Origin of the sequence: Gordonia pseudamarae (genome assembly GCF_025273675.1) — a bacterium.
GTDB classification, from domain to species: Bacteria; Actinomycetota; Actinomycetes; order Mycobacteriales; family Mycobacteriaceae; genus Gordonia; species Gordonia pseudamarae.
Window position 1 is genome coordinate 138,568 of record NZ_CP045809.1, and the last position, 14,788, is coordinate 153,355.

15 protein-coding genes are annotated in these 14,788 nt (G+C 64.7%); 7 read left to right on the forward strand and 8 right to left on the reverse strand.

The window, feature by feature from the left end; genetic code table 11:
- Positions 1-116 precede the first annotated feature (116 nt).
- Together GII31_RS00575 and GII31_RS00580 are read left to right on the forward strand one after the other, a co-directional pair.
- Positions 117-1,496 (forward strand): hypothetical protein, encoded by a 1,380-nt coding sequence (locus GII31_RS00575; protein WP_213245831.1) that lies wholly within the window; start codon positions 117-119, stop codon positions 1,494-1,496.
- 74 nt (positions 1,497-1,570) lie between these two features.
- Complete coding sequence (locus GII31_RS00580) at positions 1,571-1,735, forward strand: hypothetical protein (protein WP_213245833.1); 165 nt, start codon at positions 1,571-1,573, stop codon at positions 1,733-1,735.
- Here the strand turns inward: GII31_RS00580 and GII31_RS00585 are convergent.
- From GII31_RS00585 to GII31_RS00595, 3 genes are all read right to left on the reverse strand, one after another.
- Positions 1,728-2,681 carry an NADP-dependent oxidoreductase gene (locus GII31_RS00585; RefSeq protein ID WP_213245835.1) on the reverse strand — a complete coding sequence of 318 codons (954 nt, stop codon included), beginning with the start codon at positions 2,679-2,681 and terminating at the stop codon, positions 1,728-1,730. The two genes, GII31_RS00580 and GII31_RS00585, sit on opposite strands and share 8 nt — an antisense overlap.
- A 419-nt stretch (positions 2,682-3,100) precedes the next feature.
- Positions 3,101-4,195, reverse strand: coding sequence for an inositol-3-phosphate synthase (locus GII31_RS00590; protein ID WP_213245837.1), 1,095 nt, complete (start codon positions 4,193-4,195; stop codon positions 3,101-3,103).
- Complete coding sequence (locus GII31_RS00595) at positions 4,188-4,934, reverse strand: PadR family transcriptional regulator (RefSeq protein ID WP_213245839.1); 747 nt, start codon at positions 4,932-4,934, stop codon at positions 4,188-4,190. Before GII31_RS00595 ends, GII31_RS00590 begins: the two co-directional genes overlap by 8 nt.
- Positions 4,935-5,210: 276 nt before the next feature.
- Between GII31_RS00595 and GII31_RS00600 the strand changes: the two genes are divergently transcribed.
- The 4 genes from GII31_RS00600 (at position 5,211) to GII31_RS00615 (ending at position 10,681) form a co-directional block, all read left to right on the forward strand.
- On the forward strand, positions 5,211-5,600 hold the full coding sequence (locus tag GII31_RS00600; protein ID WP_213245841.1) for a DUF5318 family protein: 390 nt from the start codon (positions 5,211-5,213) through the stop codon (positions 5,598-5,600).
- 210 nt (positions 5,601-5,810) lie between these two features.
- The gene (locus tag GII31_RS00605; protein ID WP_213245843.1) at positions 5,811-8,108 is read left to right on the forward strand and encodes a transglycosylase domain-containing protein; all 2,298 of its coding nucleotides are present in this window, start codon (positions 5,811-5,813) and stop codon (positions 8,106-8,108) included.
- A 143-nt stretch (positions 8,109-8,251) separates the two neighbouring features.
- Positions 8,252-9,889 (forward strand): glycosyltransferase family 87 protein, encoded by a 1,638-nt coding sequence (locus GII31_RS00610; RefSeq protein WP_407649866.1) that lies wholly within the window; start codon positions 8,252-8,254, stop codon positions 9,887-9,889.
- A 348-nt stretch (positions 9,890-10,237) separates the two neighbouring features.
- Positions 10,238-10,681, forward strand: coding sequence for a hypothetical protein (locus GII31_RS00615; protein WP_213245845.1), 444 nt, complete (start codon positions 10,238-10,240; stop codon positions 10,679-10,681).
- An 86-nt stretch (positions 10,682-10,767) separates the two neighbouring features.
- Here the strand turns inward: GII31_RS00615 and rplI are convergent, their stop codons facing one another.
- From rplI to GII31_RS00640, 5 genes are all read right to left on the reverse strand, one after another.
- Positions 10,768-11,220 carry a 50S ribosomal protein L9 gene (rplI, locus tag GII31_RS00620; protein WP_213245847.1) on the reverse strand — a complete coding sequence of 151 codons (453 nt, stop codon included), beginning with the start codon at positions 11,218-11,220 and terminating at the stop codon, positions 10,768-10,770.
- Positions 11,221-11,234: 14 nt separating this feature from the next.
- Complete coding sequence (gene rpsR, locus GII31_RS00625; protein WP_213245849.1) at positions 11,235-11,489, reverse strand: 30S ribosomal protein S18; 255 nt, start codon at positions 11,487-11,489, stop codon at positions 11,235-11,237.
- A 57-nt stretch (positions 11,490-11,546) separates the two neighbouring features.
- Entirely contained in the window at positions 11,547-12,056 is a 510-nt protein-coding gene (locus GII31_RS00630) for a single-stranded DNA-binding protein (RefSeq protein ID WP_260840217.1), read from the reverse strand.
- Between the two features lie 137 nt (positions 12,057-12,193).
- The gene (gene rpsF, locus GII31_RS00635) at positions 12,194-12,475 is read right to left on the reverse strand and encodes a 30S ribosomal protein S6 (protein ID WP_213245854.1); all 282 of its coding nucleotides are present in this window, start codon (positions 12,473-12,475) and stop codon (positions 12,194-12,196) included.
- A gap of 148 nt (positions 12,476-12,623) precedes the next feature.
- A complete protein-coding gene (locus GII31_RS00640; RefSeq protein ID WP_260840218.1) occupies positions 12,624-13,130 on the reverse strand; it encodes an SRPBCC family protein in 507 nt (168 codons plus the stop codon).
- A gap of 113 nt (positions 13,131-13,243) precedes the next feature.
- Between GII31_RS00640 and GII31_RS00645 the strand changes: the two genes are divergently transcribed.
- Entirely contained in the window at positions 13,244-14,779 is a 1,536-nt protein-coding gene (locus tag GII31_RS00645; RefSeq protein WP_213245857.1) for a hypothetical protein, read from the forward strand.
- Positions 14,780-14,788: the final 9 nt, after the last annotated feature.

Sequence of the window (14,788 nt, forward strand, 5' to 3'; positions counted from 1 at the left end):
AAAGGCCGAATCGGACGGTACAGTTCCAGATCTCGCCACTATGGGTGGAGGATTCAGTGCAGTGAGTGGCATTGCGTTTGGCGTACGGGGCGATGTCGTAACCGAGGAGGCGTTGTATGCGAACAGGCGAGATGTGGGTCCTCGCTACGGTGACTGCACTTCTGGTTGTCGTGGGATTACTGGCCCTTGCCTGTTGGCGCTCGAACAGGGTGCGCAGGAGGTTCTATCGCTACTATTCGCCAGCACTGTCCACCGCGGCAATCTCGATCCTGGGTGCAGCAACGATCGCGCTGGTCTCCCTGGTCCTCGAGGACTGGTTTCCCGCTCCCGAGGAGAGTGACAAAGCAGGCAGGACCTGGGTCTGGGAGGCGCAGCCGGTCACCAATGGCATGCGTGTCGTGGTCGCTGTCGCGATGCTGATGCTACTCATCGTCGCGATCACAGCTCGATCGAGACGCGAACATGGAACGGGCACTTTGTATCACGTTCGCCTCCTACCTGAGGGTGTACGCGACTTCCACCGAGAAGCCGTCCGGCGAGCCGAAGCGGACCACATGGACTACCGCCGCGCAACCGAGGCCTTCGACATCGCCAAAGGTGAGAGGATCATTGATGTCCGCCGGCAAGTTGAGCGTATTTCCGTTGAACTGGAGCGCGCGGCGAATGACGACCGATCTGACTCGGGCTCGCGCTATGCGCCCAATATTCTTGCTCCCGCCTCAGTAGGTCTCGGATACGGTTGGTCTCCCGAGAGGGGAGCGGTCCTTGTTGATATGAACCGGCGCGAGGGCCGGTTGGAATTACATGACTTTGAGTTTCCGCTCGAACGTAAACCGAGGTGGAGGTACCTCCTCCGAGCCAAGTGGGAAAAGATTCTTCACGGGGACTCCACAACCTACAATCCGTGCACTCCCGGTCGCATGGCCGACCCTCGTGAGAACATGGGAGTGCACCTCGAAATTGTCAAAGAGTTCGGTCCGGGCAGGCGGCTGCCGCCCGATTCGGTCAAGATCGCCCACCTATGTATCAATGTTTCGGACCAGGTTCGAAATGTTAAGCAGGAGCTTGGATCTCAAGTGACACAAGTGGTCGGCTTCGGCCGCAACGGTCAATTGGCCCCTGCGAAGGTCGTCGAAGACGGGCAGGTGATGTTCGCGCATATCGATCCAGGTGGCGGAAGGCCGCTGGTGGCGGACTCGGGCGCCGGAATTTCTCTTCAGCGTGTCTGTGAGGAGTCGGCACTCCACATCCGTAGAATAATCAGCGAATACCCCGAAGCGGCAATTGTGCTGCAGATTCAGGCGCCAAAAACAGTTACCTTCGGAATTGGCTGGTATCTTGCCAATGCGCCGTTAAGTTCAACGCATTCTGCAGCCAGATATCCGTGGCAGCGGTTGGTTCCGGTCGCGTTCGCCGAAAATCGACTGGTGCCCATGCGTGTGCGTTGGGACCAGGTCGATCCGGCCGGCGTCTCTGGCCTAGAATTATCACCGTAGTCGGAATCGGTTGCCTGGCGATCCGAAGTCAGTCAGTACCCGCGTCCACTCGGACATCTGCGTTGGGTTCGTCGATGTTGCCGGTCTTCGGCGACCTCGACACGGTGCGCGCCGACGCTGATCTGGCGTTGCTGTCGGCCATCCGTGACCTGGTAACAATCACTATGGACACCACACCATTGAGCACGTGGATCATCCAGGCCGTTACGGTGACGACAGTCGAAGAGGTGTTCAGCTGACGGAACCGGTGTCGTTGCCGGCGAGCAAAGCGACCTTGCCGCCCGCCTTGCCCGAGGCCACCAGCGCGAGCGCGGCGACGGCTTCGCTGAGCGGGTAGGTGCGGGCGATAGGCACCACCAGTTCGGCTCGTTCGGCGAGTTGGACGAGTTCGCCTCGGATCTCGTCACGGAAGGCCATCGAGTCGGGCTGGTTTCCGCCGATGGCGACGAATCCGTCGGCCGCGGCCCGAGTCTGGGCGGCGATGGTGACTATCCGGGAGCGGTCGTAGACGAGGGACAGGGATGCGTCGATCGCCTCGTCGGTGCCGGCGGCGTCCAGCGCGACGGAGAGTCCCTGTGGTGCGGCAGTCTCGATCCGTTCGAGGAGTCCGTCACCGTACGGGATCGCGATCCCGCCGAACCGCTCGACGCGCGCCAGACCGGTGGGTCCGGCGGTGCCGATCACCGTGGCACCGAGCCTGCGGGCCAGTTGCAGCACAGCGACGCCCACCGACCCTGACGCCGCGTGCAACAGGATCGTGTCGCCGTTGGTGACCCGGGCGACGCGCAGCAGGTCGGCGGCGGTCGCTCCGGCCAGCAGCAGACCCGCCGCGTCCGGGAAGTCGAGCGTCGGAGGCTTCGCGAACACTGTCGTGGCCGGGACAGTGAGTGCCGTCGCGTAGCCGCCGCTCACCCGGAACGCCAGCACCTCATCGCCGACAGCGCCGCCGCCGGAGGCGATCTCGGTGCCGGGCCCGATCGCCGACAACACCCCGGACACCTCGTACCCGATCGGTACCGGAAATTTGGCTGCGCGTGAAACATGTTTGAGATCAGCAGGATTCACGCCGGCGGCACGGACTTCGATTGTGACTTCGCCGGGTCCGGGCTGCGGCACGTCGGCATCGACGAACGCGAAGTCGGCCACTCCGGCAGGTCCCGTAGCGATCCAGCGTTTGCACCCCACCCTCCTACGGTAGCGGCTGGTCCGCTGCCCGAACGCCGTTTCGCTTGTCTCGTCGGTATCACAGGCCCTTGGGATGCGCCGGGTTCCGGGTCTTCCGTCACAGCTCCGAACTGGTCCGCGTCGTCGGCATCGTCGACGGTCGGCAGTGCTCATTCCTCGTCGGCCGTCAACAGCGCGGCTGGTGCATCCCGGAAATCAGGTGACGGGGCTGTCAAACAACGATGACGGCGGCCGTCGCCTGTGGATGGCGCACGTGCGTGTTCACACCGCACGGTGCCCGGGCACGTCGCCGATTTCCGATGACGCGACTGGCTGGAAACACCCGCCCCGAACAGAACAGTCGCGCGGAATCTCTCCGAAGGCACCCCAACCCTCGGATCGATCCCGCGCGACTGTGGTCGTCCCGCGGCTGCCGAAATCTACTCGGCGCCGATGATGAACGCTTCGAGCTGCGCACGCGCGACGTCGTCGGCGATCTGCTCCGGCGGGCTCTTCATCAGGTAGGCCGAGGCCGGGAGGATCGGGCCACCGAGACCGCGGTCCTTGGCGATCTTGGCGGCGCGCACGGCGTCGATGATGATGCCGGCCGAGTTGGGGGAGTCCCACACCTCGAGCTTGTACTCCAGGTTCAGCGGGGCGTCGCCGAAGGCGCGGCCTTCGAGTCGGACGTAGGCCCACTTGCGGTCGTCGAGCCACTCGACGTGGTCCGACGGGCCGATGTGCACGTTCTTGTCGTGCACCTTGCCGGCCAGCGAACCGGTCAGGTTGGAGGTGACGGCCTGGGTCTTGGAGACCTTCTTGGACTCCAGACGCTCACGCTCGAGCATGTTCTTGAAGTCCATGTTGCCGCCGACGTTGAGCTGGTAGGTGCGGTCGAGGGCCACACCGCGATCCTCGAACAGCTTCGCCATCACGCGGTGGGTGATGGTGGCGCCCACCTGGCTCTTGATGTCGTCGCCGACGATCGGCACACCGGCGTCGCGGAACTTCTGCGCCCACTCCGGGTCGGAGGCGATGAAGACGGGCAGCGCGTTGACGAACGCGACATTGGCGTCGATGGCGCACTGGGCGTAGAACTTGTCGGCCTGATCGGAGCCGACCGGCAGGTAGCTGACCAGGACGTCGACCTCGGCGTCCTTGAGCGCCTGCACCACGTCGACACCGCTGCCGTCGGCCTCGGTGATGGTCTCGCGGTAGTACTTGCCGAGACCGTCGAGGGTGTGGCCGCGCGAGACGGTGACACCGGTGGGCGGCACGTCGGCGATCTTGATGGTGTTGTTCTCACTCGCGAAGATCGCGTCCGAGAGGTCGAAGCCGACCTTCTTGGCGTCCACGTCGAACGCGGCGACGAATTCGACGTCGCGCACGTGGTACTGGCCGAACTTGACGTGCATCAGACCGGGAACGGTCGAGTTCTCGTCGGCATCCTTGTAGTACTGCACGCCCTGCACCAGGGATGAAGCGCAGTTTCCTACGCCCACAATGGCTACGCGCACCTTATTGGGCTCACCCACGGTCGGGTTCTCCTTCTTCTCGCGGTGCCACAGCGGACTGCTGCGGAACCGGTTCCTTCTGGGATGGGGCGGCAACGCCCCGGACACGGCTCTCCTGTGAGTCCGTTTCATGGAAGTCGGCGATGACCAGGCCGGGGTCGGCGCTCGGGGAGCGTCCCTCGGGATGGTCGGCAGGCCTCCGGTCTTGCGTCGCGGCGTACTGGGTGTCGGGATCGTTCATGTCCGACGCCTCTGCCGCGATGAGTTCGTTGAGCCAGCGCACTTCGCGTTCGCTCGATTCCAGGCTCAGTTCGTGGAGCTGGCGGGTGTAACGGTCGCCGGATCGGCTGGAACGTCCGATGAGCTCACGGAGCCCTTCGCGGCGTTCCTCGACCTGCCGGCGCCGGCCCTCAAGGATCCGCATCCGGGCGACGGCCGGTGTCCGGCTGAAAAACGCCAGGTGGACACCGAAGCCGTCGTCGGTGTAGTTCTGCGGACCCGTATCGGCGACGAGTTCGGCGAAGCGTACACGGCCCTTGTCGGTGAGCTGGTAGACGCGGCGCGCCCGACGGACCTTGGGTCCGAGCGGTCCGACGGCCTCGTCTATCAGTCCCTCGGCCTGCATCCGCTTCAGCGTGGGATACAGCGATCCGTACGAGAAGGCGCGGAATGCGCCGAGCAGACCGGTCAGCCGTTTGCGCAACTCGTAGCCATGCATCGGGGATTCGATGAGCAAACCGAGTATTGCGAGTTCGAGCATCGTGTCACCCCATCTCATGGATCCCGCGGTGTCGTGTCGGCACAACACCTCGCTACAACAGCTCGTGTCGATGTAATGCTCAATGTATCGCACCGATATAGTTCACGTCCACATCGGTTCGACGTGTTGTGTCGTAGGTCTTCGATACGGCCGCCCCGTGGCGGCTCCGAACGGGTGCGGGTCGGGTGTCGGTGCGCGGAAGTCATCACCGCCGAAGCCGCCGGTCGCGGGCCCGTACCGGGGCGACGCGTGGGCCGACCACGTACGCTGAAAGCCGTGCAACGCCAGATCATCGACTACGCTCTGCAGCGCAAGGCCAGGCTCGCGGAGGTCCACTCGGGCCGGCGTGCCGTGGCCGATGTGTGCGACGCGAGTCCGTATCTGCTGCGTGCCGCGAAATTTCACGGACGCCCGTCGTCGACGATGTGTCCGATCTGCCGAAAAGAGCAGGTCACTCTGGTTTCCTGGGTGTTCGGTGACACACTCGGCCAGGTATCGGGTTCGGCCCGCTCGGCCGAGGAGATCGCCCGCCTCGACACCTCCGCCGAGGAGTTCTCCGTACATGTCGTAGAGGTCTGCCGAACCTGTAGCTGGAACCATCTGGTGCAGTCGTACGTTGCGGGTTTGCCGCCGCGGTCGACACGCAGGCGGCGGGTCGCCAAATAGACGCGGATCGCCGAACAGCGGACGACGCACGCGGGACGACGGAGTGGTCGTCCGGCCGTGACCCGGTACACAGGTCTTTGCCCTGTGCCGGTCCGGTGCGTCACAGTGGTAACTGATCGGTGTTGGCCGGGCGATAGACGGCAACGGTGTGGAAGACGCCGGGGAGATGGACAACTGGCGGCGAGGTGCCGACCGGTCGGGAAGGTTGACATGAGCAGCACGAGTGGACCGGCGCGTCCATCGGCTTCAGGAGGCGGCAATCGCCGGCCGGGCTACCGGTATCTGGCATGGGCCGTCGGTCTCCTCGGAGCGATGATCCCGGTCGCGTTGATCATCGGCGTGGTGGCCTTTCTCGGTGTCTACGTGGGCACCGACGTGCCGGCCCCCGGAGACATCAAGCAGGCGCAGGTCGCGACGATCGTCAACACCAAGGGCCGGACGATCGCGCGGATCGTGCCGGAGGAGGGCAACCGGACCGACGTCAAGATCTCCGATGTGCCCACCTGGGTGCAAGATGCGGTGATCGCCGCCGAGGACCGCGAATTCCGCACCAACTCGGGATTCTCCGTCCGCGGCCTCTCCCGGGCCGTCATGGGTAAGGTGACCAGCGACGACTCGGCGGGCGGCGGTTCGACCATCACCCAGCAGTACGTCAAGAACGCCCTCGTCGGTGACGAGGTCTCGTACAAGCGCAAGTTCAAAGAACTCGCGATCGCGACCAAGATGTCCAATGAGTGGTCCAAGGACGACATCATGGCCGCCTACCTCAACACCATCTACTTCGGTCGCGGCGCCTACGGTATCTCCGCCGCATCGCAGGCGTACTTCCGCAAGCCGGTCCAGAAGCTGACCCCGTCGGAGGGCGCACTGATCGCCGGCATCATCCGCTCACCGTCGCGCCTGGATCCGGCCGTCGACGAGGAGTCGGCGAAAATCCGCTGGAACTACGTCCTCGACGGCATGGTCGATATCGGTGCGATGTCGCCGTCGGACCGCGCGGAGCAGAAGTTTCCCAAGACCAAGTCCCAGCCCAAGAGCAACGGTGACACCACCTCCGGGCCCAACGGCCTGATCAAACGGCAGGTCCTGGAGGAACTCACCCGCCTCGGCGTCGTCTCCGATGACGATATCCGCACCGAGGGTCTCAAGATCACCACCACCATCGACCCGCAGGTGCAGACTTCCCTGGTCAAGTCCGCCAACGGCAAGCTCGAAGGCGAACCGGACGATCTACGCACCGCGGTGGTGTCGATCGATCCCCAGACGGGCGGGGTGCGCGGCTATTTCGGCGGCAACGACGGTCAGGGCTGGGACTACGCGCAGGCCGGTCTGCAGACCGGCTCCTCGTTCAAGGTGTTCGCCCTGGTCGCGGCCCTAGAGCAGGGGATTCCGCTGTCCCAGATCTACGATTCCTCGCCGTACAACGCGCCGGGCGGTCTCACGGTCAACAACTCCGACGGCGAAAGCTGCGGCAGTTGCAACCTGGCCACGGCCATGAAGATGTCCCTCAACACCGTGTACTACCGGCTGATGATGGACCTCAAGAACGGCGCCGAGGATGTGGCCGATGCCGCCCACAGGGCCGGCGTCGCCGAGAGCTTCGGCACCATCGAGCACACGCTGCAGGAGGAGAACGGGACACCTGAGGGCGGCGTGGTTCTCGGTCAGTATCCGTCGCGAGTCATCGATATGGCGTCCGCGTACGCCACCCTCGCCGCATCCGGGATCTACCGCGAACCGTATTTCGTGGAAAAGGTCGAGACATCCGACGGCGTGGTGCTCTACGAACACGAGAAGAACAAGGGCAAGCGGGCGTTCCCGGCCAAGGTCGCCGACAATGTGACCGCCGCTCTCGAACCGATCGCGGGCTACTCCAACGGAAACTCGCTCTCCGATCCGAACCTGGGTGCGCGCAAGTCGGCGGCCAAGACCGGTACCGCGCAGCTCGGCGACACCGGCAACAACAAGGACGCCTGGATGGTCGGCTACACCCCGCAGCTGTCCACGGCGGTGTGGGTCGGTACGGACAAGGGCACGGCCCTGCTGAACTATGGCGGCGCCAACATCTACGGCAGTGGTCTTCCGTCGCAGATCTGGAAAGCAGCGATGGACGGCGCGCTCGAGGGTGAGCCGCTCGAGGACTTCCCCGAACCGGGGGCGGTCGGTGGCCAGGCAGGCGTGCCCTACGAACCACCACCGGTGACCTACACCGCGCCCGCCGAGACGTACGCCCCGTCGACCACCAGTCCGCGTGGACCGGACCGCGGCAACAGCGGACCGCAGATTCCCACGGTCGACGACAACGGTGGTATCACCTTGGCGCCGGGTGTGACCCTGACGATTCCCGGTGGTGGTGATTCGGGAAACGGGGGAGGCGCTGGTGGTGATGACGGCACCAGCGCCGATAACCCAGACAACGGAAATTCGGGTGGCGGAAATTCGGGCGGCGGCAATTCGGGCAACGAGAACTCCGGTGGCGATGACGGTGTCGAGGCACCCTTTCCCTGATCGATGACGGCCACACGGACAGCGGCGCGGTGACGGACGCGCACGACGACGGTTCCGGGTCCGGGCCCGCGGGGATTGGTTCAGAACGGATCCCTTCTGCGGATCCCTCGGCGACGGATTTGGTTCCCGGGCAGCCCGGCGACGTGGACGCGGGTGGAGGCTTCGTCTCACCACGGCCGTATGCGGTGGACGACCGAACCCTGCTCGATCGCGTCGTGCCCACGTGGAGCGACGACGTTGTGGCGGGCGCCGCGACGGCGATCGGTGGTGGCCTGGGACGTCACGCCGCCGTGGGACGAAGTCGGTGGGTGACCCCGCTGCGGGTGGTCCTGGCGCTGGCGTTGTGCGCGATGGCGTTGGGCTGGTTCGGCAAGTCCGCCTGCCTGCAGACCACGACGACCACCACCACCTCGGCGGGTTCCGAGACGAGACTGACCAACGACAACCAGCGTCAGTTCACCAACCTGTGTTACTCAGATGTTCTGGTGCTCTATCAGGCGGAGAAGCTCGATCGCGGCCAGACCTTCCCGTACAAGACCTTCTGGAATGAGGGCGGAGCGAAGGACGGCCAGAGCGAGCAGGTCAAGCGGTACATGGAGTACCCGGTGCTCACCGGGATCTACATGTACGGCGCCGCCAAACTCGCCCAGTGGTGGGAGGCCGCACACGAGAACTGGGGAGTTCCCGCTCCCTACGTCTCCGTCGGCTACTTCAACATCGCCGCGCTGGGTCTGCTCGCGTTCTGGCTGATCACCATCTGGGCGACGGCGCTCACGGCGCGGACCAGGATCTGGTCGGCGTGGATCGTGGCGCTCTCACCGCTGGCCGTGGTGCACGTATTCACCAATTTCGACGCGATCGCCACCGGATTACTCGCCCTCGCGCTGCTGTCCTGGTCGCGTCGGAAACCGTGGCTCGCCGGCATCTTCATCGGACTGGGCACGGCGGCCAAGTTGTATCCGCTCATTCTGCTACTGGTCCTGCTGTTGCTGTGCTGGCGTGCGGGTGCGGTGCGGGAGTTCACACGAACGGCGCTTGCCGCGGTGGCCACCTGGGCGGTCGTGAACCTGCCGATCGCGATCCTCTACCCGTCGGGGTGGCTGGAGTTCATCCGCTTCAACGCCGATCGCGGGGCCGATCCCGATTCGGTGTACCGGATCATCTCGGATTCCGTTGGTTTCACGTGGAACATCGACCTTCTGAACGCGGTGTCGCTGCTGGGTATGGTGCTGCTCGCGATCGCGTTGGCGATCATCGTGCTGCGCGCACCCACCAGACCACGGCTCGCCCAGGTCGCCTTCCTCGCGGTGGCGGGATTCCTGTTGATCAACAAGGTGTGGAGTCCGCAGTACTCGCTGTGGTTGGTGCCGCTGGCGGTTCTGGCGATCCCGCATACCCGGCTTCTGTTCACCTGGATGATCGTTGACGCGCTCGTCTGGATTCCCCGGATGTCTCTGTTTCTCGACTCCGAGCGTCGTTGGCTCCCGGACGAGTGGTTCACCGCGACCGTCGTGGTCCGCGCCGTGATGGTCATCGTGCTGTGCGTCGTTGTTCTCTGGCAGATCTGGCACCCGGCCGACGACCCGGTGAGAACCGGCGCAGGGAGTGTGGCGAGCGGACCGAATCGAGACCGCGCCGGAGGGGTCCGTTACGACGATCCGGCGGGCGGAATCCTCGATGGTGCCGCGGACCGGCTGGGCAGATGGGCACCACGGCGTCGGTCGCCGGTCGTCGAGCCATGGACGATGATGGACGCCGCCACACCGTCCGGGCGGCCGTAGGACTTCGCCGGACCATTCAACCGGTGTAGTCGGCTGCCGGTGCGGTGGCGGTTCGCGGTTAGGCTTGCGGGTATGACTGGTTTCACCGGACCGGAACAGTATGGCCGGGGACCGTCCGGTCCGCCTGGTCGGTCGGGATACATCCCCCCAGCGGCCGGAGCCCAACAGTACGGATCACCCCAACAGTACGGGCCGACCCAGCAGTACGGTATGCCGCCGCAGTACGGGATCTCGCAGCCGATACCCGGGTATTATGCACCCGGTCCCGGCTATCCACCTGCCCCGTCGCCCAACCGAGGCCGGGGCGCACTCTGGCTCGGGCTGGGGATAGGGGCGGCGCTGGTCGCGATGGCCGTGACACTTGTGGTTGTGTTCGCCGGTGGCGAGGATGCCGCGAAGACGCCGCCGCAGGACCACGAGGCGTTTGTCCGAGAGTTCATCGTCAACAGCAGCACGTTCTCACCGGACAACCTGTCTCGATACGAGCAGGCCGTCGACACCTACTGCGACGGTGCCGCCGACAAGCGCGACGCACGTAGGGGCATTGTGATCATCGAGGAGATGCGGGTGTCGTCCGAGACCACCAGCACGCCCTCGGTGGAGGTGATGTCCGACGAGGCGACCGGTGATCGTGTTCCGGTGCACTACTCGGTAGGTGTGTCCACCAAGACGGAGTCCGCCTCCACATCGGGGACGCTCACCGGTACCGTCTACGTGCGGCCCGGCGTCGATCGGTGCGTGATCGAGGTCGTGGAGGACGTGACCGGGTCCGGTCCGATCCAGACGTTCTGAGATGTCGAAGTACCCCGAAACGACGATTCCGCCGGTCACCCTCGGAAAGGGCGACCGGCGGAATCGTTTGTCGAGAAAGCCGGGTGTCAGGCACCGACGACGGTCAGCTGAACCTTCGCGGTGACGGTCGGGTGCAGCTTGACGGCGATCGGGTAGTTTCCGGTGGCCTTGATGTGGGCCTTCGGAAGCTGCAGGTTGCGCTTGTCCACGGCGGGTCCGCCGGCCGACTTGATGGCACCGGCGACATCGGCCGCGGTGACCGAGCCGAACAGCTTGCCCGAGTCGTGGGTCTTCACGGTCAGCGAGACGCTGTCGAGGCCTTCGAGGGCCTGCTTGAGCTCGTTGGCGTGTTCCACGCCGCGGACCTCGCGGGCGGATTGGACGCGACGGATGTCGTCGACCTGCTTCTGGGCACCGCGGGTGGCCTTGATGGCCAGGCCGCGGGGCAGCAGGTAGTTGCGGCCGTAGCCGTCCTTGACCTCGACGGTGTCGCCTGCTTCGCCGAGGTTTTCCACGGCGGCGGTGAGGATGAGTTTCATGTCAGCCCTCCCGCTTATCGGCTGGTCGAGGTGAAGGGCAGCAGGGCCACCTCACGCGAGTTCTTCACGGCCACGGCGACGTCGCGCTGGTGCTGCACGCAGTTGCCGGTCACGCGCCGCGAACGGATCTTGCCGCGGTCGGACAGGAAACGACGCAGGAGCGCGGTGTCCTTGTAGTCGATGTCGGTCTTCTTGTCCTTGCAGAAGGTGCACGCCTTGGTCTTGGTGACCTTCTCGACGCGGACCTTCCGGCCTTTTTGCTTAGCCAATGGATGCTCCAGTTATGCATTGCGGGTGGGCCGGGTGTACCCGGCGCCCGCCGAATATCAGAAGGGGGGTTCGTCGTCCCCGCCGCTGAACGAGGATCCGCTCGCGGGGGCGGAGCCCCACGGATCGTCGGCCACCGGCTGGCTCGAACCGCCGCGGCTTCCGCCTGCGGGGGATCCGAAGCCTCCGCTGCCGCCTCCGCCGCGCGAGGCCCTGTTGACCTTCGCGGTGGCGTACCGCAGGGAGGGACCGATCTCATCGACCTCGAGTTCGACGACGGTGCGCTTCTCACCCTCGCGGGTTTCGTAGGAGTGCTGCTTGAGCCGTCCCTGCACGATGACGCGGGAGCCCTTGACCAGGCTTTCGGTGACGTTCTCCGCGGCTTCGCGCCAGATGTTGCAGCGGAGGAACAGCGCTTCGCCGTCCTTCCACTCGTTGGTCTGACGATCGAAGGTGCGCGGTGTGGATGCCACCGTGAAGTTGGCAACTGCCGCGCCGGACGGTGTGAACCGCAGTTCCGGGTCGGCGGTCAGGTTGCCGATGACGGTGATGACCGTGTCGCCTGCCATGGGAGTCCCCTCGTGTCGTGAGTGTGTACTCGAAGGTCGAGCCGCACCTGGTTCCGTGTGGAGTTGATCTCCACCCTAGAACCAGACTGCGACAATCCTGGGTGCAATCGTGCGGCTGTGGAAGGCCGCGCCCAGGATTACTTGCGCAGAACCTTGGTCCGCAGCACCGAGTCGTTCAGCTTCAGCTGACGGTCGAGCTCGTTGACGGTTGCGGGTTCGGCGTTGAGATCGATGACGGCGTAGATGCCCTCGCTGTGCTTGGCGATCTCGTAGGCAAGACGGCGCTTGCCCCAGATGTCGACGTTGTCAACCTTTCCACCGTCGTTGCGAACAACGTTGAGGAAGGTTTCGAGTGAAGGGGCGACGGTGCGCTCGTCCAGACTGGGATCGAGGATGACCATCAATTCGTAGTGACGCATATGACCACATCACCTCCTATGGGCTAGGTCGGCCACGGACTGTCCGTGGCAGGAGGGTCGCCTGCGTCGGCAACCGCTCCAAGATACACGACCAACCGTTGACCTGCGAAATCGCCGCAGGGTGCGCTATTGCCACTGCCACAGGGGGCTATTGGTCGTGCGGTACGGGCTCCCCGTGGCCCGGGTCGGCCAGCAGCACCGTCGACAGTTCTTCGAGGGCTTGGCGCGCGTATCCCTGCCAGAGCCGGGCGATCACGGGAAACGCGTACGACGCCACCCTGGACCGCGGGTGCAGCCGCCACTGCCAGGTGATCTCGGTGCCGGTGCCGACGCTCGTGAACGACCACCGGCCGCCTATGTGCGAGATCAGCACCGACAGTGGGCCGGTGATAACGGTGAGCTGGTAGGAGAACGAGTAGGGGGCGTCGACGTCGACGAGTTCCTCGCGCATCGTGCCGCCACCGGTCTGGGTGATGGTCCGGATCTGCCCGATGTGCCCCCACGGTTCGTCGCCTGAGGTGGACTTCACGGGTGCGATCGGGCCGTACCAGCGTCGGAAGATCGATGACAGCGGTGCCGGCAGAGTGTGCTGAAACGCCGTGACGATGTCGACGGGTACCGCGCGGGAACTGCTCAGGACCAGTGGTTGAGCCATGACGGCCACCTTATCGATGTGCGCCTGGGTATGTCGCCGCCTTCGTGGGTGTGGGCGTTCGCGGGCATGGGTGCGTGCTGCCCGTCGCCGGGCCACCACATACCCTGTAACGCATGCTCGACGTGAGCTTCCACCCTGTTCTGCGAGTCGGGCGCACCTCATTGTCGCGTCGCGGCGACACCGCCGTGATCGTTGCGACCTCGCTGCTGCTGACCTCGCTGCTGATGTACTGGTCGTATCGGGTCAAGGTCACATGCGGTGGCCCACCGTTCCTGGAGGGCGGGCGCAGTTCACACTGGCCGGTCGGCGACCCCGATGCGGTGGTGCCCTGCTACTCGGATCTGATGTACCTGTGGAAGGGACGTGGGATCGACGAGCACATCTTCCCGTACATCCACGGTGGGATCAACGCCGACGGCAAGCTGTTCGGTGGTGTCGTCGAATATCCGGTGCTGTCCGGGATGATGATGTGGCTCGGTGCGATCGGCGCCCACACCGATACCGAGTTCTTTCAGCACTCGGTGCTGTTGCTGGTCCCGTTCGGCCTGGCGATCACGGTCATGCTGGCCCTGATGGTACGCTGGTGGGTGCTGTTCTGGTCCGCCACACCACCTTTGGTGCTGTACTCGTTCCATAACTGGGAATTGCCGGTCACCGCAACGGCTGTCGCCGCGGTTGCCGTCATGGCCTGGGGTGCGGGCACCAATCCGAAAACGTCCCGACGGCGATTATCGTTGCGTACCAGCGCGATCCTGGCCTCGATCCTGCTGGCCCTGGGCTTTTGCCTCAAGATCTACCCCGGCCTGTTCGTCCTCCCCCTGGCCCTCTACGTCCTCACCCGCGGTGAGGCCGGGGACGCTTCTACGGTCGAGGGTGTCCAACCCCGCCGGTTGAGGTGTGAGGAGCGCAAGCGACGAGCCTCGAAACCCGGTGAGACGACACCGGATCGGTACACCCAGGATTTCCGCCCCCTCGACTGGATCGGCGCCGCCTGGGTCACCGCCGCCGCGATCATCACGGTGATCGTCGTCCAACTCCCGTTCATGATCCTCGGCTTCGACGGCTGGAAGGCGGCGCTGTCGTTCCAGGGGCAGCGCAAGGCCGACGTCGACACGAACTCGATCTGGTACTGGGGTCTGCGGCATGTCACCGGCGGCCAGAACAGTACCTACAACAGTCTCGTGGGTGTCCTGTCGCCGATGCTGATCCTGGCGGCGTTCGCGCTGACGATCTACTTGGGACTGCGCTACTACGAACGGGTGGGCACGTTCCCATGGATCGGGGTGGCGGCGTCGATGCTGGCCGGTTTCATGCTGTTTCACAAGGTGCATTCACCCCAGTACACGTTGTGGATCCTGCCGTTCTTCGTGCTGTTGCAGATCCGGTGGCCGGTCATCGTGGCCTACCTGGTCGCCGATTTCGTCTTGGATACCACCATTTTCCGGTTGTTCGGTATCTACACGTCGGGTTCGGACATGAAGTGGTGGGTGATCGGCGGCGTCAACTTCGGTGTGTGGGTCCATGCGATGGTGCTCGCGTATGCCATCTTCGCCTTCATCGAAGCCCCGCCCCGCGAACCACTCCGGTCGATGCTCACCCGGAAATCCGTTGACACCTCCGATATGGATATTGTTGCGTCGAGGCGTTGAACGGGGGAT